Genomic DNA, 14,507 nt, shown 5'->3' on the forward strand with positions numbered 1-14,507 from the left:
TCTATTCCTTGTTATTTTCATTTATCCGCACCACATCCCCCCGCACACCATCCCAGGCCCCTTCACTCAGTGCCCGCGCCAGAACCCGTGCCGGATTGGTTGGTGGCGGCATCACCACACCGTCAATGCGCAAAAAACCGAACCGTTTGTAATAAGGCTCGTCCCCCACCAGCAGCACCCGTTCCCAGCCCAGCGCCTGCGCCTTGTCCAGCGACTGCCGGATCAGCACACCGCCCAGCCCCTCGCCCTGCCGTGTGGGATGCACCGCCACCGGCCCCAGCAACAGCACCTTTGCCCCGCCCACCAGCACCGGCCAATAGCGGATCGCACCGCCGATGATGCCGCCTTCGTCCCGCGCCACAAGGCACAGGTCGGCCACCGGATCGACGCCATCGCGCAGCCGGTAGGACGACAACGCCTCGCGTCCCGGGGCAAAGCACAGATCATAGAGTGCCTCGACCTCCCACCAGTCGTCTTTGGTTTCCCGCATTAGCCCGATCACGTGATGCCCCGTCTTTTCACTGGAAACCGCCCTAGCATGGCGTTATCCCCTGATCAAACAAAGGATACGCGAACAAATGTTTTATCAACCCGAAAACGGCCACTCGCTGCCGCACAACCCTTTTTCCGCCATCGTGTCTCCGCGCCCGATCGGCTGGATCTCGACCCGTGGCAAGGACGGGGTGGACAACCTTGCCCCCTATTCGTTTTTCAACGCCGTGGCCTACGAGCCGCCACAGGTGATGTTCGCCTCGACCTCTCTGAAAGAGGGGCGGCACATGGGCAAGGACAGCGTGGCCAATATCGACGAAACCGGCGTGTTTTGTGTGAACATCGTGGAATATGCGATGCGGGATATGATGAACGACACTTCGGCCAGCCACCCCGAGGGCGGCGACGAATTCACCCATGCGGGGGTGGAGCGGGCGGAATGCGAAACCATAGCCTGTTCGCGGGTGGCCACGGCACCGGCAACGCTGGAATGCAAATTGCTGCAAATCGTGCCACTGGCAGGGGAGCACAACCTGATCGTGATTGGCCAGGTCACCGGCGTGCATCTGCGGGATGATTGCATCAAGGACGGGGTGTTCGACGTGACCTGCTACCAGCCGCTGGCGCGCCTTGGCTATCAGGATTATACGCGGGTGGAGGGGCTATTCAGTTTGAAGCGGCCGGAGTAGCCACGCCGCTATTCCCGTCCCTGCCCTCTATGATGCGTCCTTGACCTGTTCATAGGCGCGTACAACCCGGTTCAGTTTCTTCAAAGCCTTCTCAACGCTGCCGATCATGATACGGGTTTCCCGGTCTGTAACCTGCTGACCGGTTGCAACGGCCTGAAATATCTTGTTTGAGGACTCCCAAATCTCTTTCACCTCGTTCAATTTGTTGCGGATAGCATCGTTGGGGGCGCCCAAAACAACCCCGGCATATCCGTCAATCAATGCGTCAAGGGTAAGGTTGAACAGATTTACTGTCTTTGCCAGATTGGCGCGGTTGGCATCCGGTTCGATACCGGCCTGTATCAGACAATATTCCTTGGTTGCCTTTTGGGCCAGCACCCGCTGGCGGCTTGCCAGATCAATGGTCATTGCCAGAATAAGCGGTAAATCCGGCAAATTTTCACCATAGGTCCGGGTTATCATCCTGGCTGCGGTATCGACATCACCCATCAATTCAAGCCCGGTTTTATCCATGCCCCCAAGATCGACGCCATCCGCGCCAATATCCCCGTTCAGGATGTTCACTATTGTCGGCTGAAGCCCCCCCCATAAATCATCTGCCTTTGAAAGGGCCACCACAATATTCGGGTGGATTTCGGACTCCAGCCCCAATTCACGATTCCCTTTGATCAGGCTTTCGTGGGTTGAAGAGAACTGCTCATAAGCAATGGCCAGCATGCCGATGTGTTTGCTTCGTTCGACATCCGACGTGATAAAACAGGAAGCGCTGACAATCCGCTGTGTCAGCATTTGCTGCCGCCCTGCCAGATTGATACGCCGTTTGGCCACTGTCACGGCATCCGGTTTGGCGATTGCCACATCGGGAACAGCAATTACACTGCCCAATGCAATGGATACCCCAACAGCCAGACGACATATTACTGCAAGTTTCATATTATCCTCAAAACCCTGGTTTGCCTCGACAATCCACCCAAGGTTGCAACCTGCGGGGGAGCGCGGCCGCACGCCACACGCACCGGAATATCAAACCGGATTTACATCACCTTGACCAAGGTCAATTTGTAAAAATTCCGGCTTATAATTAACGGGATTTGATTATTAAATTATGAATCGGCCCCTTCCCCTGCGGGCCATTCAAATCATCCCCAATAATTCCACATAACCGGTCTGATGGTCACTTCCCCCTTCCCCCCCTCCTGCCACTCATGCATATTCCCCCGCAAGCACCAACAGGGGGATCCCATGACAGATACAGTAATCGGCATCATCGGCGGCTCGGGCGTATATGACATTGACGGGCTGCAAGGCGCCACTTGGCAGAGCGTGGACAGCCCGTGGGGCAACCCCTCGGACGACATTCTGACCGGCACGCTGGACGGTGTGAAAATGGCCTTCCTGCCCCGTCACGGGCGCGGTCATGTCCATTCCCCCACCACGGTCCCTTACCGCGCCAATATCGATGCGCTGAAACGGCTGGGGGTGACCGATGTGATCTCGGTTTCCGCCTGCGGGTCGTTCCGCGAGGAAATGGCGCCTGGCGATTTTGTCATTGTGGACCAGTTCATCGACCGCACCTTTGCGCGCGAGAAATCCTTTTTCGGCACCGGTTGTGTGGCGCATGTGTCAGTAGCCCACCCCACCTGCCCGCGCCTGTCTGATGCCTGCGAGGTCGCGGCCAAAGAAGCTGGCATCACCGTGCACAAAGGCGGCACCTATCTGGCGATGGAAGGCCCGCAGTTCTCGACCCTTGCGGAAAGCAGAATGTATCGCGAGGTCTGGAATTGTGACGTGATCGGCATGACCAACATGCCCGAAGCCAAACTGGCCCGCGAGGCCGAGCTTTGCTACGCCTCGGTCGCGATGATCACCGATTACGACAGCTGGCATCCGGATCATGGCGAGGTGGACGTGACCGAAATCATCAAAACCCTGACCGGCAACGCCGACAAGGCCCGCAATCTGGTCGCCCGCCTGCCCGCACTGCTGGGCGCCAACCGCAACCCTTGCGAACACCACTGCGACCGCGCGCTGGAATACGCCATCCTGACAGCGCCAGACGCCCGCGATCCGGCGCTGGTGGCGAAGCTGGACGCGGTGGCAGGAAGGGTGTTGGGGTAGCCGGCATATGCCCGCCCCCCAAACCCTCCTCCTTGGTGCCGCCGGTTTCATCGGCCAGCACATCGCCATCGCTCTGCGGGATGCTGGCCACAATGTGCTGGCCTGTGCCCGCGATACCCGTCGTCTAACCGCGATGGGGTTTGACACGCTGGCAGCCGATCTAACCGATCCCGCCACCCACAGCCCCGAATTCTGGCGCCCGCATGTGGAAAACTGCACCCGCGTGATCAACTGCGCCGGACTGCTGACCGGACGGGATGCGGATTTTGAGGCCGTCCATGTCGCCGCCCCGCAGGCCGTCTATGCCGCCCTGCCCGCCACAGCCCGCGGTGTGCTGATCTCGGCCATCGGGATCAATGCCGACACCCCCTTTGCCACCTATCGCCGCCGAGGCGAAAAGGCCGCCCAAGCCGCCCCGATCCCCGTCACCATCCTGCGGCCCGGTCTGGTGCTGGCCGATGGCAGCTATGGCGGCTCGTCCCTTGCCCGTGCACTGGCCGCCCTGCCAATGGTCACGCCCGTGGTCGGCAACGGCAATCAACCCTTCAACCCGATCCATGCCGATGATCTGGCCGCGCTGGCGATCGAGGCGATCAACGCCGACACCCCCGCGCAGCCAATCGAAATCGGCGGACCCGGGGAAATCACCCAAGCCGCTCTGCTCACATCCTTGCGCGCCTGGCTGGGCCTACGCCCAGCCCGTATCCTGCATCTGCCCCTGCCGCTGGCCCGCCTTATGGGGCGCATAGGGGATTCCCTGCGCCTTGCCCCGATCTCGGCCACATCGGTGCAACAGCTGGAACAGGGCGTGGCCACAGACATAACCGAGCAATCCCGCCATTTCCAAACCCGCCCGCGCGGCTTTGCGGCTTTTCTGCGCGCCCGCCCCTCGCAAACCCAAGACCTGTGGCACGCCCGCCTTTACCTGCTGCGCCCTGTTCTGCGGCTGACCTTGGCGCTGATGTGGCTGGCCTCGGGGCTGATCGGCCTGCTGCTGCCTGTCGACAGCTTCCTGCCCTATGTCTCTGGCCTGTTGCCCGACACCATGCTGATTGTTGCCGCCCGCATCACCGGCGCCATAGACCTGCTGATCGCTCTGGCCCTGCTGCGCGCATGGCGACTGAAACAGATTGCATGGCTGCAATTCGCAATGGTCGCGGGCTATACAGTGGGGCTGACCCTGATCAACCCCGCCCTCTGGCTGGCCCCGTTCGGCGGGTTGCTGAAAAACCTGCCGATCCTTGTGCTGATCATGATCCACCGCGTGCTGGAAGAGGAACGATAGATGGACCCGTACCTGACCCTGAAGTGGCTGCATATCCTGTCGTCAACAGTTCTGTTCGGCACCGGCATGGGCACCGCATTCCAGATGGTCTGGGCCTGGCGCACAGGTAGGGTGGAAACCATCCACTCGGTCGCCTCGGGCGTGGTTGTGGCCGACTGGATATTCACCACCCCCGCCGGATTTATCCAACCGCTCACCGGCTACCTGCTGATCCTGCAACAAGGGTATGACTGGAACGAACCATGGCTGCTGCTGACCTATGCCCTCTACACACTGGCCTTTATCTGCTGGGCGCCCGTCGTTCACCTGCAAATCAAAATACGCGATCTGGCCGGAACGGCATTGGCCAACAACACCCCCCTACCGGATCAGGCCCGCAAATATTTCCGCCTGTGGTTTGTTTTGGGATGGCCCGCCTTTGCTGCCCTGATCTGGGTGTTCTGGCTGATGATCAACCGGCCCGACATTTCTCTATAACGCTCGAACTTAGCGGAGCGGGGCTTGTCCCTGCGCCTCAATAGCACAATCACCTGACCGGTCTACGGTCAGTATTATTAAGATGTAAGGTGGCGGAGACGAAGGGATTCGAACCCTCGAGACGATTCCTCGCCTACTCCCTTAGCAGGGGAGCGCCTTCGACCACTCGGCCACGTCTCCGCCGACGGGTTTAGCGGGGCTTAACGGTGGGGACAAGTGCAATATCGAACCCTTGGATATCTTTTTAGGGCTGATTGCATTCTTCAGGCCCTGCCTCACCAAGTTGGGCCTCGGGTTCCCAAATGGACAAGGGGCGCATAGGATTTCGGGAGAATGGTGCGGTTGAGAAGACTCGAACTTCCACGGGTGTTACCCCACAGCGACCTCAACGCTGCGCGTCTACCATTCCGCCACAACCGCATGTGATCTGGTAAGATGTGCGGCATATACCGAAACGCCAGTGGGTTGTGAAGAGCAAAAGCGCGCATCGGCCCCTTTGACAAACCGGCCAGCCGGTGCCACAGACAAAGCATCGCATAATGACAGGTAAGCCAATGGTTGAATGGATCATCTCCTCCGGTCTGACGGATTATGATTTCGCGGTTTCCGAGATGGAAAAACGGGCGGATGCCATCGCCGCCGGTACCGCCGACGAGGCAATCTGGCTGGTCGAGCACCCGCCCCTTTATACCGCCGGCACCAGCGCCAAACCTGCTGACCTGACCGATCCTGACCGCTTCCCCGTCTATACCTCCAAACGGGGCGGGCAGTATACCTATCACGGCCCGGGCCAGCGGGTGGCCTATGCCATGCTGGATGTTGGCAAACGGGGGCGCGATGTGCGCAAATTCGTGCAGCAGCTTGAGGATTGGGTGATCTGCACGCTGGAGCAGTTCAACGTCAAAGGCGAACGCCGCGAGGGGCGTGTCGGGGTCTGGGTTGTGCGGGATGACAAGCCGCTGAATGCCGGCGGTTCACAGGCCGAGGACAAAATCGCCGCCATCGGGGTGCGTTTGCGCAAATGGGTCAGTTTTCACGGGATTTCGATCAATGTGGAACCGGATCTGGAGCATTACAACGGCATCGTGCCCTGCGGCATCACGCAATACGGGGTAACCAGTCTGGTTGACCTTGGTCGACCTGTGGGAATGGCCGATGTGGATGTTGCATTAAGGCACTGTTTCGGTAAGGTATTCGGAGATTAAGGCGATATACCCCGCCGGTACCATTGATCGCCTTTCAATTCCCGTCACAGACCTTATATTCACCAAGGGACGCGAATCTATCAGAACGAGGTAACTATGAAACGTACACTTGCCATTCTTGCAGTTCTTGCTGCGGCATCTCCTGCATTTGCCGAGGGCGATGTTGCCGCCGGTGAAAAGCTATTCAAGAAATGTAAAGCCTGCCACATGATCGTCAACGGCGACGATGTGATCTTCAAAGGCGGCAAAACCGGCCCGAACCTTTATGGTGTGATTGGCCGCGCTGCCGGCTCGCAAGAGGACTTCACCAAATACAGCGCCGGTCTGGTTGCATTGGGCGAGGCCGGTCTGGTCTGGGATGAAGAAAACTTTACCGCTTGGGTCACCAACCCCAAAGAATTCCTGAAAGCACACGATCAGCCCGCCAAAACCGGCATGTCGTTCAAGCTGAAACGCGGTGGCGAAGATGTTGCGGCCTATTTGGCCAGCCTTGCACCTGCACCGGAAGCAACCGAGGGTGAAGCCTCTAACTAAGTAGCATCCCGCTTGATGCAAATCATATAAAAGCCGCGGATAAGGGTTCTCCTTTTTCGCGGCTTTTTCTATGGGCACCACATTTGCGCGGCCAATTTACCCCTGTTTGACGGCCCCGTCACCGGCCCCCTGTAACGTTTTATTGATCTACATCAATTTTCCCCCTACAAAGGCATAAGAAACGCGACGTGGAATGGTAACTTTTCACGAATTATACAATATAAGAACAGGGAGTACGTTCATGGCGGACGCAGCTATCCACGGCCATGATGAACATGCCAAAAAGGGTTTCTTTACCCGTTGGTTCATGTCCACAAACCACAAAGACATCGGAATTCTTTACCTTTTTACCGCTGGCGCAGTCGGGTTTATCTCGGTTTTGTTCACGGTTTACATGCGGCTCGAGCTTATGGAGCCGGGCGTGCAATACATGTGCCTTGAGGGTGCGCGTTTCATTGCCGATTCCACACAGGAATGCACACCCAACGGGCACCTCTGGAATGTGATGATCACCTACCACGGTGTTTTGATGATGTTCTTTGTCGTCATTCCGGCGCTTTTCGGCGGCTTTGGCAACTATTTCATGCCATTGCACATCGGCGCACCCGATATGGCGTTCCCGCGCATGAACAACCTTTCGTTCTGGATGTATGTGGCGGGGGTAACGCTGGGGGTGGCTTCAATGCTTGCGCCCGGGGGCAACGGGCAATCCGGCTCTGGTGTGGGCTGGGTCCTGTACCCGCCGCTATCCACATCGGAAACAGGTATCTCGATGGATCTGGCGATCTTTGCTGTTCATCTGTCCGGCGCCTCATCCATCCTTGGGGCGATCAACATGATCACAACCTTCCTGAACATGCGCACACCGGGGATGACCCTGCACAAGGTGCCGCTGTTTGCCTGGTCGATCTTTATCACCGCATGGCTGATTCTGCTGTCGCTGCCGGTTCTGGCGGGTGGCATCACCATGCTGCTGACCGATCGCAATTTCGGCACAACCTTCTTTGATCCTGCCGGTGGCGGTGATCCGATCCTCTATCAGCATATCCTGTGGTTCTTTGGGCACCCCGAAGTCTACATGATCATTCTGCCGGGGTTCGGCATCATCAGCCACGTCATCGCCACCTTCTCGCGCAAACCGATCTTTGGCTATCTGCCGATGGTTTACGCGCTGGTGGCCATCGGCGTGCTGGGCTTTGTTGTCTGGGCGCACCACATGTACACCGTCGGGATGAGCCTGTCGCAGCAAAGCTATTTCATGCTGGCGACAATGGTCATTGCGGTGCCGACAGGGATCAAGATCTTCAGCTGGATCGCGACCATGTGGAAAGGCTCGGTCAGTTTTGAAACCCCGATGCTGTTTGCCATGGGCTTCTTGTTTCTGTTCACTGTTGGTGGCGTTACCGGCGTTGTCCTTAGCCAACCGGGTCTGGATCGCGCCTATCACGATACCTATTACGTCGTGGCGCACTTCCATTATGTGATGTCGCTGGGGGCCGCATTCGCGATCTTTGCCGGTGTCTATTTCTGGATCGGAAAAATGTCGGGCCGCCAGTATCCGGAATGGGCAGGCAAGCTGCATTTCTGGATGTTCTTCATCGGCACCAACCTGACATTCTTCCCGCAACACTTCCTGGGGCGTCAGGGCATGCCGCGCCGCTATATCGACTACCCCGAGGCCTTTGCCTACTGGAACTATATTTCGTCGTGGGGCGCCTTCCTGTCGTTCGCGTCGTTTGTGTTCTTCATCGGCATTGTGTTCTACACGCTGCTGGCGGGCAAACGGGTGACGGAGAAGAACTACTGGAACGAATATGCCGACACATTGGAGTGGACATTGCCCACACCACCGCCGGAACATACGTTCGAGATTCTTGCCAAGCAGGAAGAATGGGACAAAAGCCACAACCACTAAGGGGACGGCGCATTGCCCTACGAGTGGCAGATAAAACCCGATCAGGAGGCCTCGGAGAAATTCGGGGCCTCTTGCTTTGCCCATGCGACCGGCAAACCCTATGGCCAACTGCTGCTATGGCCCTACCGGTCCCTGCCCCCGCGCGGGTTTGTCTGGTTCATCGGCATCACCGCTGCATTGATCAGCATCCCCTTGCTGGCCTTTCTGGGCACCCGTCACCTGTGGATCATGTTGCCTTTTCTGGCAGCCGCAGTGGCGGCCATTTGGTATTTCCTGATGCGCAGCTACAAGGACGGGATGATCCTTGAAACCCTGACCATCTGGTCCGACCATATGGAACTGATGCGCCAGAACCCGCGTGGCAAACCGCAACACTGGTCGGCCAATCCTTACTGGGTCAGCGTGAATATGCGCCCGAAATCCGGCCCTGTTGACAGCTACCTGACCCTGCGTGGCGGTGACCGGGAAGTCGAGATCGGGGCGTTCCTGGCTGTGGACGAGCGCAAGGCACTGATCGGCGAATTACAGAGCGTATTGGCCAAATTGCCAAAATAAACTATAGTGTAAATATTCTGTTAAATATTTACGAGGTTATTCAATGCGCATTCTATTATCGACATTTGCCATCGCCACCACATTTGCCCTGTCCGCCCCTGCCGCCCATGCGTTCGAAATCGGGTTTGACTGGAAGGGACTAAAGCTGTGTACCAGCGGCAATCCGAACCGCGTCGCCAACCCGCGTTTTGTTTTGAAAGACGTCCCCGCCGGTACCCAGTATATCCGTTTCAAGCTGACCGACCGCGATGTGCCGGGGTATAACCACGGTGGCGGTGTGGTGAAATACACCGGCCAGCAGGTGATCGAACCCGGGGCGTTCAAATACAAATCCCCCTGCCCGCCCAGCGGTCGCCATACATATGAATGGCGCGCCACAGCCCAGACCCGCAAGAATGGCGGGCGGATCGAAGTGGCCAAAGCCAGACGCAAATATCCGGAATAGCCGGCCATCTGCGCGCCTGTGGCCTGTTGCCAATCCAGGCAAAATCTGGGACGCTGATCGCGCCCCGGAACCGCATGTCAAAGGCGCCGCAAAATGTCCGATATCCTGACCATCACCCTGAACCCCACGGTTGATTTTTCGACTTCGGCCAAACGGGTGCGACCGGATCGTAAAACCCGCTGCGAAGCGGCAATGCGCGATCCCGGCGGTGGCGGGGTAAACGTGGCCCGCGCCATCCATATTCTGGGCGGTGATGCCTGCGCCTTTGCCGCCGTCGGCGGGCATATGGGGCAGATATTACTCAGTCTGCTGGGGCGCGAGGGGGTGCAGGTGCATCCCTTCGATATCCCCGGCGAAACCCGTCAGAGCATGGCCGTGACCGAACGGCGCACAGGCCAGCAATACCGTTTTGTGATGCCCGGCCCGATCTGGGACGCGGCACTGGTGAAAAGCGTTCTGGCAGAGATTCACAAGACCGTCCCGAAAGATGGATATGTGGTGCTAAGCGGCAGCAACCCGCCCGGTGTGCCCGATGATTTCCCCGCCTTGCTGGAACGGCAAATTTACGGCACCGGCGCACGGTTGGTGGTGGATACATCCGGTCGGGCCTTGCGGCAAATGGTAACCGGTCCGGCGAACCCGCCCTACCTGCTGCGTATGGACAAGGCCGAGGCCGAGGAACTGGCCGGAGAAGCACTGGAAACCATTGTGGCGCTGGCCCAGTTCGCCACCCATCTGGTCAAACGTGGCGTGGCGCAGGTGATCGTCATGGCACTGGGGTCAAAGGGGTCTGTTCTGGCCACGGGCAATGAACGCTGGCACGCCGCCGCCGCCGACGTACCGGTGCGCAGCAAGGTTGGTGCCGGTGACAGTTTTGTCGGGGCGCTGGTGCTGGCCCTGTCGCGCGGAGAAGCCCCGCCGCAGGCCTTGCAAAAAGGGGCCGCCGCCGCCAGCGCGGCCGTAATGACCGATGCCACCCGCCTGTGCCCGCGTGCCGAGGCCAATGCGCTGGTGGCCCAATGCCCGCTTGCGCAGCTAGAGTAGCGCAATCAGGCCACACCCTGTTTCTGGGTGATTGAAATTCGGAACCACTTCGGGCATATTGGCAAAAAACGAGCAATAGGCGGGATGATATCCGGATGAACCGGAGCGCCCGCATAGGCAAGAGGCAAAGACAATGAAGACCATCGCATTTGCGGCGCTGATCGCCGTTTTCACCCTGTCCGCAACCGCCCCTGCGGCCGTGGCGGCAGGAAAAATCCACCGCGCCTGTATGAAATCCGACCGCCCCAGTGCCTCGCGCCAGATGTGCCGCTGCATTCAGGATGCTGCGGACCAGGTATTGAGCAACCGTGATCAGGCACTGGCCGCCAAATTCTTCAAAGATCCGCAGATGGCTCAGGACGTGCGCCAGGCCGACAATTCGCGCAAGGAAGCCTTCTGGAAACGGTATAAGGATTTTGGCGCAATCGCCCAGGCGTATTGCCAGTAAGGGTTTGACGCGAACGGTGGGCGAACCTGCGGCTTTGCCACAGAACCAGCCCACCCTACAGGGTTGCGATCAGGCCGAGGCTTGCTTCTTCGATCAATGTCAACGATCCTTCAAAATCGCGCGTATAATAAGGGTCCGGCACATGGTCGGCACCGGCTTTGGGCGCGTAATCGGTGAACAGGCGCACGAGTGTTTTGTTGCCAGCAGGACGCAGGCTTTCTATATCCGCGATGTTTTCGCCGTCCATACCGATGATCAGGTCAAAAGCGTCAAAATCCCCCGAATGGAACTGCCGCGCGCGCAAGCCTGACAAATCATACCCCCATTGCAATGCAGCATCCTGCATCGGACCATAGGGCGCTTTGCCGACATACCAGCCGCCGGTGCCTGCGCTGTCAATTTCCAGATCCAGCCCGGCCTTTTGGCTAAGTGTTCGAAACACCCCTTCGGCCGAAGGCGAGCGGCAGATGTTGCCAAGGCAAACAAACAGTATCCGCATAATCAAACATCCTTTTGCAAAAAGCCCCGCGTTCAACACATGAACGCGGGGCTGATATTTGCCAAAGCACCGGACCTAGTCGCTGGTGCCGTTCGACATATCCATGTCGTGTTTCATCGTCATGCCGCCTTCGGGCATGCGTTTCAGGTCAACCGGAATTTCGACGGTCATGTCACCGGCGTTTTCAAACGTCAGGGTAACCGTGACCATATCGCCCTGGTTCAAAGGCCGGTTCAGCCCCATAAACATCAAATGGTCCCCGCCTCGCTGCAAGGCGTGCATACTGTGGGCCGCAACCGGAAAGCCGCCTTCGACCTTGCGCATCTGCATTACGCCATCGTCGGTTTTGATATGGGTATGCGTTTCAACCCGTTTCGCAATATCGGAAGTTGCGCCAACCAATGTGTCATCCTGATCGGTATCATTCATGATCACCAGAAAGGCCGCGCCGGTTTTTGCATTGGGGCCGGATGACCGGATATAGACATCCTTGATCATGATACCGTCAGCAAAGGCCGGCAGGGCAAGAATAATTGCCGTGGCCGAAGCCAGAATAGTTTTTGTGAAAGACATGCGCGTCTCCTTGGATGTTATTTTTGAAGCTGGCTAGATTTCAAATATCCAAAGGTGGACCACGCGCCGCAGGAGACGGGGCTTCCTGAGGCAGGATAACAGTATCTGCAGGCAACGCGAGGCGCCACACCATCACGCTAGGCAAAACCGGCACAATCGGGGTCGTGAACGCGGCCGCAAAGATCGAAACACCATCAGGACAGAGATGGGTTTTCTTTATCGGCTGTCCATCGGGACCAATTGTGATGGTCGTCATGCCTACGCCGGTACAGATCACGATATCGGTGCCGATATCAGGGCTTTGCCCACGCGCCACGGCCATACTGATGCTGGTGATCACCAGCGTCAGCGACAGAAAAAGGGCGTTGATCAGACGTAGCATAACCCTAGGATACCCGATCCGCCCCTTTGCTCGCAAGGGACATTATGTAGCTGCTGCGCGGGCCATATCCTGATCTGTTATACCGTATTGCGGCCCTAAACGCCTGCGGGCGCTGGTCAGGCGGGGATCATCGGGTTTCAGACCCAATGTCGATAAAAACTGCATCCGTCCCTTTTGTTTCAACTCTTCATCGGGAATCGCCGTGCCCATGATTCGATCAATCACCTCGCCCCCCGGATTGACGTGGAACCAGCGCTGGTAATTGCGAAAATGGTGCATCCCGTGCAGGCGGGTAACATAGCGTTCCACCGCCCATTTGCGCACATTGGTATGGGCCGTCATATGGAACCATTCGTAAAACAAAAACGCGGTGATGCCGCCGACAAAGGTAAACGTTGTCGCGCCAATCAGCGGATTTTCAAACCCAAGCAGGCGCAGCACCCCATAGGCCAGCGTCACATGCAGCAGGGCCATCGGCATCGCAAACCACACCGGCACAAAGAACAGCGCCGGCTTATCGGGGAAATCGTGGTGGCCGTAATGCACTCGGTACAACACATCAAACCAGAACTGGCTGCGCGGGGCGGACCAATGGAACAGGTAACGATGCACCGAATATTCGTTCAGCATCTGGCCAATGATGCCCAGCGGTGCCAGCCATAACAGGCGAGCGTTACCGGTGCCGATCACCAGCACCCAGCCCAGCAGCCACAGGCCGAACATCACCTGCACCGAGGTGTGCGAGAACATCAATTTCAGGCGATCTGCATACATACCCGCAAAGGTGCGTGAAACAGGGGCGGGTTGTAAAGGGGGGACGTTTGGTTAGCGTTTCCCGTCAGGTCCAGTCAAAGAACCCCTCACCGGCCCGTGCCCGCAAACGTTCGGCCACGGAGCGGCCCATGTCGGCGGCATCCTTGATCGGGCTGCGGTCCTCGTCGGTCAGGCACTCGGACCCGTCGGGGCGCAGGATTTCACCGCGCAGCCAGATCGTGTCCCCCTCAAGCACGGCCAGCCCCCCAATCGGGGTTTGGCACGACCCGTCCAGCGCCGCCAGAAACGCCCGTTCCGCCGCCAGCCGCTGGCCGGTTTCAACGTCATGGATCGCGGCCAGCATATCCGCCACGCGCATATCGTCCGCGCGCCGTTCAATACCGATGGCGCCTTGCGCCACGGCGGGCAGCATTTCGCCAACCTCGATCGGGGACCGGGCCACATCGTCGTACCCCATCCGGTTCAGACCGGCCATCGCAAGGAAGGTCGCCTCGGCCACGCCATCGGCCAGCTTTTTCAAACGGGTTTGCACATTGCCGCGAAATTCGACGATGTTCAGATCGGGGCGTTTGTTCAGCAGTTGCGCCCGACGCCGCAGGCTCGAGGTGCCAACGGTTGCCCCTTCGGCCAAATCCGCCAGCCGCTTCAGCTTGGGCGACACAAACGCATCGCGCACGTCTTCGCGTGGCAGATAGGTGTCCAGCAACAGCCCCTCGGGCTGTTCAACCGGCATATCCTTCATCGAATGAACCGCGATGTCGATCTTGGCCGACAGCATGTCCTCTTCGATTTCCTTGGTGAACAACCCCTTGCCGCCAACCTCTTTCAAGGGGCGGTCCTGAATCCGGTCACCGGATGTGGTGATCACCACCACCTCGAAGGCCTGTTCCGGCAAATCAAACGCCGCCATCAGACGGCGGCGTGTTTCATACGCCTGCGCCAGCGCCAAAGGCGAGCCACGGGTGCCGATTTTCAGGGGCGAAGCGGGGGTGGGTAAATTCTGCGTCATACCCCCCTGTTTAAGCGCGTCAAATGCGCCTGACAACGGCAAACATCCTGCACATGTCTTGAC

The 14,507-nt window shown here is 58.4% G+C and carries 18 protein-coding genes and 2 tRNA genes; 11 read left to right on the plus strand and 9 right to left on the minus strand.

Features of this window, described 5'->3' with window-relative positions; all coding sequences use genetic code 11:
• Position 1 precedes the first annotated feature (1 nt).
• Positions 2 to 490 (minus strand): GNAT family N-acetyltransferase, encoded by a 489-nt coding sequence (locus BAR1_RS13930; protein ID WP_118943583.1) that lies wholly within the window; start codon positions 488 to 490, stop codon positions 2 to 4.
• An 88-nt stretch (positions 491 to 578) separates the two neighbouring features.
• On the opposite strand from BAR1_RS13930, the gene BAR1_RS13935 reads away from it, so the two are divergent.
• A complete protein-coding gene (locus BAR1_RS13935) occupies positions 579 to 1,181 on the plus strand; it encodes a flavin reductase family protein (protein WP_118943584.1) in 603 nt (200 codons plus the stop codon).
• A gap of 27 nt (positions 1,182 to 1,208) precedes the next feature.
• On the opposite strand, the gene BAR1_RS13940 is transcribed toward BAR1_RS13935, so the two are convergent.
• Entirely contained in the window at positions 1,209 to 2,114 is a 906-nt protein-coding gene (locus tag BAR1_RS13940) for a type IV pili methyl-accepting chemotaxis transducer N-terminal domain-containing protein (RefSeq protein WP_118943585.1), read from the minus strand.
• Between the two features lie 309 nt (positions 2,115 to 2,423).
• Here BAR1_RS13940 and BAR1_RS13945 point away from each other — a divergent pair, with 309 nt between their 5' ends.
• From BAR1_RS13945 to BAR1_RS13955, 3 genes are read left to right on the plus strand one after another with little or no spacing between them, the layout of a single operon-like run.
• Positions 2,424 to 3,299, plus strand: a complete 876-nt coding sequence (locus BAR1_RS13945) for an S-methyl-5'-thioadenosine phosphorylase (RefSeq protein ID WP_118943586.1) — start codon at positions 2,424 to 2,426, stop codon at positions 3,297 to 3,299.
• Positions 3,300 to 3,306: 7 nt separating this feature from the next.
• Positions 3,307 to 4,584 (plus strand): SDR family oxidoreductase, encoded by a 1,278-nt coding sequence (locus tag BAR1_RS13950; RefSeq protein ID WP_118943587.1) that lies wholly within the window; start codon positions 3,307 to 3,309, stop codon positions 4,582 to 4,584.
• Positions 4,585 to 5,061 (plus strand): DUF2269 family protein, encoded by a 477-nt coding sequence (locus BAR1_RS13955; protein WP_118943588.1) that lies wholly within the window; start codon positions 4,585 to 4,587, stop codon positions 5,059 to 5,061. It abuts the gene before it with no gap.
• Positions 5,062 to 5,151: 90 nt separating this feature from the next.
• Here BAR1_RS13955 and BAR1_RS13960 read toward each other — a convergent pair.
• Positions 5,152 to 5,241 (minus strand) — tRNA-Ser (locus BAR1_RS13960).
• 154 nt (positions 5,242 to 5,395) lie between these two features.
• Positions 5,396 to 5,481, minus strand: a tRNA-Leu gene (locus tag BAR1_RS13965).
• A 119-nt stretch (positions 5,482 to 5,600) separates the two neighbouring features.
• Between BAR1_RS13965 and lipB the strand changes: the two genes are divergently transcribed.
• The 7 genes from lipB to BAR1_RS14000 all read left to right on the plus strand — a co-directional run bounded on the left by lipB (position 5,601) and on the right by BAR1_RS14000 (position 11,207).
• On the plus strand, positions 5,601 to 6,266 hold the full coding sequence (gene lipB / locus BAR1_RS13970; RefSeq protein ID WP_118943589.1) for a lipoyl(octanoyl) transferase LipB: 666 nt from the start codon (positions 5,601 to 5,603) through the stop codon (positions 6,264 to 6,266).
• A 96-nt stretch (positions 6,267 to 6,362) separates the two neighbouring features.
• The gene (locus tag BAR1_RS13975) at positions 6,363 to 6,800 is read left to right on the plus strand and encodes a c-type cytochrome (RefSeq protein WP_118943590.1); all 438 of its coding nucleotides are present in this window, start codon (positions 6,363 to 6,365) and stop codon (positions 6,798 to 6,800) included.
• A 241-nt stretch (positions 6,801 to 7,041) separates the two neighbouring features.
• Positions 7,042 to 8,715, plus strand: a complete 1,674-nt coding sequence (locus BAR1_RS13980) for a cytochrome c oxidase subunit I (protein ID WP_118943591.1) — start codon at positions 7,042 to 7,044, stop codon at positions 8,713 to 8,715.
• A gap of 12 nt (positions 8,716 to 8,727) precedes the next feature.
• The gene (locus tag BAR1_RS13985) at positions 8,728 to 9,270 is read left to right on the plus strand and encodes a DUF2244 domain-containing protein (protein ID WP_118943592.1); all 543 of its coding nucleotides are present in this window, start codon (positions 8,728 to 8,730) and stop codon (positions 9,268 to 9,270) included.
• Between the two features lie 43 nt (positions 9,271 to 9,313).
• On the plus strand, positions 9,314 to 9,715 hold the full coding sequence (locus tag BAR1_RS13990) for a hypothetical protein (RefSeq protein WP_118943593.1): 402 nt from the start codon (positions 9,314 to 9,316) through the stop codon (positions 9,713 to 9,715).
• A 93-nt stretch (positions 9,716 to 9,808) separates the two neighbouring features.
• Positions 9,809 to 10,759, plus strand: coding sequence for a 1-phosphofructokinase family hexose kinase (locus BAR1_RS13995; protein ID WP_118943594.1), 951 nt, complete (start codon positions 9,809 to 9,811; stop codon positions 10,757 to 10,759).
• Between the two features lie 133 nt (positions 10,760 to 10,892).
• Complete coding sequence (locus tag BAR1_RS14000; protein ID WP_162891800.1) at positions 10,893 to 11,207, plus strand: hypothetical protein; 315 nt, start codon at positions 10,893 to 10,895, stop codon at positions 11,205 to 11,207.
• A gap of 55 nt (positions 11,208 to 11,262) precedes the next feature.
• Here BAR1_RS14000 and BAR1_RS14005 read toward each other — a convergent pair whose 3' ends face one another.
• The 5 genes from BAR1_RS14005 to hemC form a co-directional block, all read right to left on the minus strand.
• Positions 11,263 to 11,712, minus strand: coding sequence for a low molecular weight protein-tyrosine-phosphatase (locus tag BAR1_RS14005; protein WP_118943595.1), 450 nt, complete (start codon positions 11,710 to 11,712; stop codon positions 11,263 to 11,265).
• Positions 11,713 to 11,781: 69 nt separating this feature from the next.
• The gene (locus BAR1_RS14010) at positions 11,782 to 12,279 is read right to left on the minus strand and encodes a copper chaperone PCu(A)C (RefSeq protein ID WP_118943596.1); all 498 of its coding nucleotides are present in this window, start codon (positions 12,277 to 12,279) and stop codon (positions 11,782 to 11,784) included.
• A 40-nt stretch (positions 12,280 to 12,319) separates the two neighbouring features.
• Positions 12,320 to 12,661, minus strand: a complete 342-nt coding sequence (locus tag BAR1_RS14015) for a hypothetical protein (protein ID WP_118943597.1) — start codon at positions 12,659 to 12,661, stop codon at positions 12,320 to 12,322.
• Positions 12,662 to 12,703: 42 nt separating this feature from the next.
• A complete protein-coding gene (locus tag BAR1_RS14020) occupies positions 12,704 to 13,435 on the minus strand; it encodes a sterol desaturase family protein (RefSeq protein WP_118943598.1) in 732 nt (243 codons plus the stop codon).
• A 64-nt stretch (positions 13,436 to 13,499) separates the two neighbouring features.
• Complete coding sequence (gene hemC / locus BAR1_RS14025; RefSeq protein WP_118943599.1) at positions 13,500 to 14,444, minus strand: hydroxymethylbilane synthase; 945 nt, start codon at positions 14,442 to 14,444, stop codon at positions 13,500 to 13,502.
• Positions 14,445 to 14,507 lie beyond the last annotated feature (63 nt).

Source organism: Profundibacter amoris (genome assembly GCF_003544895.1).
GTDB lineage: Bacteria > Pseudomonadota > Alphaproteobacteria > Rhodobacterales > Rhodobacteraceae > Profundibacter > Profundibacter amoris.

Bases quoted from the DNA above. Each gene is read 5' to 3' on its own strand.
- BAR1_RS13955 (WP_118943588.1), top strand. From the start codon at position 4,585: ATGGACCCGTACCTGACCCTGAAGTGGCTGCATATCCTGTCGTCAACA.
- BAR1_RS13975 (WP_118943590.1), top strand. From the start codon at position 6,363: ATGAAACGTACACTTGCCATTCTTGCAGTTCTTGCTGCGGCATCTCCT.
- BAR1_RS14010 (WP_118943596.1), bottom strand. From the start codon at position 12,279: ATGTCTTTCACAAAAACTATTCTGGCTTCGGCCACGGCAATTATTCTT.
- BAR1_RS13950 (WP_118943587.1), top strand. From the start codon at position 3,307: ATGCCCGCCCCCCAAACCCTCCTCCTTGGTGCCGCCGGTTTCATCGGC.
- BAR1_RS13930 (WP_118943583.1), bottom strand. From the start codon at position 490: ATGCGGGAAACCAAAGACGACTGGTGGGAGGTCGAGGCACTCTATGAT.
- BAR1_RS14000 (WP_162891800.1), top strand. From the start codon at position 10,893: ATGAAGACCATCGCATTTGCGGCGCTGATCGCCGTTTTCACCCTGTCC.
- BAR1_RS13980 (WP_118943591.1), top strand. From the start codon at position 7,042: ATGGCGGACGCAGCTATCCACGGCCATGATGAACATGCCAAAAAGGGT.
- BAR1_RS13935 (WP_118943584.1), top strand. From the start codon at position 579: ATGTTTTATCAACCCGAAAACGGCCACTCGCTGCCGCACAACCCTTTT.
- BAR1_RS14015 (WP_118943597.1), bottom strand. From the start codon at position 12,661: ATGCTACGTCTGATCAACGCCCTTTTTCTGTCGCTGACGCTGGTGATC.
- BAR1_RS13990 (WP_118943593.1), top strand. From the start codon at position 9,314: ATGCGCATTCTATTATCGACATTTGCCATCGCCACCACATTTGCCCTG.
- BAR1_RS13945 (WP_118943586.1), top strand. From the start codon at position 2,424: ATGACAGATACAGTAATCGGCATCATCGGCGGCTCGGGCGTATATGAC.
- BAR1_RS13940 (WP_118943585.1), bottom strand. From the start codon at position 2,114: ATGAAACTTGCAGTAATATGTCGTCTGGCTGTTGGGGTATCCATTGCA.
- lipB (WP_118943589.1), top strand. From the start codon at position 5,601: ATGACAGGTAAGCCAATGGTTGAATGGATCATCTCCTCCGGTCTGACG.
- BAR1_RS13995 (WP_118943594.1), top strand. From the start codon at position 9,809: ATGTCCGATATCCTGACCATCACCCTGAACCCCACGGTTGATTTTTCG.
- hemC (WP_118943599.1), bottom strand. From the start codon at position 14,444: ATGACGCAGAATTTACCCACCCCCGCTTCGCCCCTGAAAATCGGCACC.
- BAR1_RS14020 (WP_118943598.1), bottom strand. From the start codon at position 13,435: ATGTATGCAGATCGCCTGAAATTGATGTTCTCGCACACCTCGGTGCAG.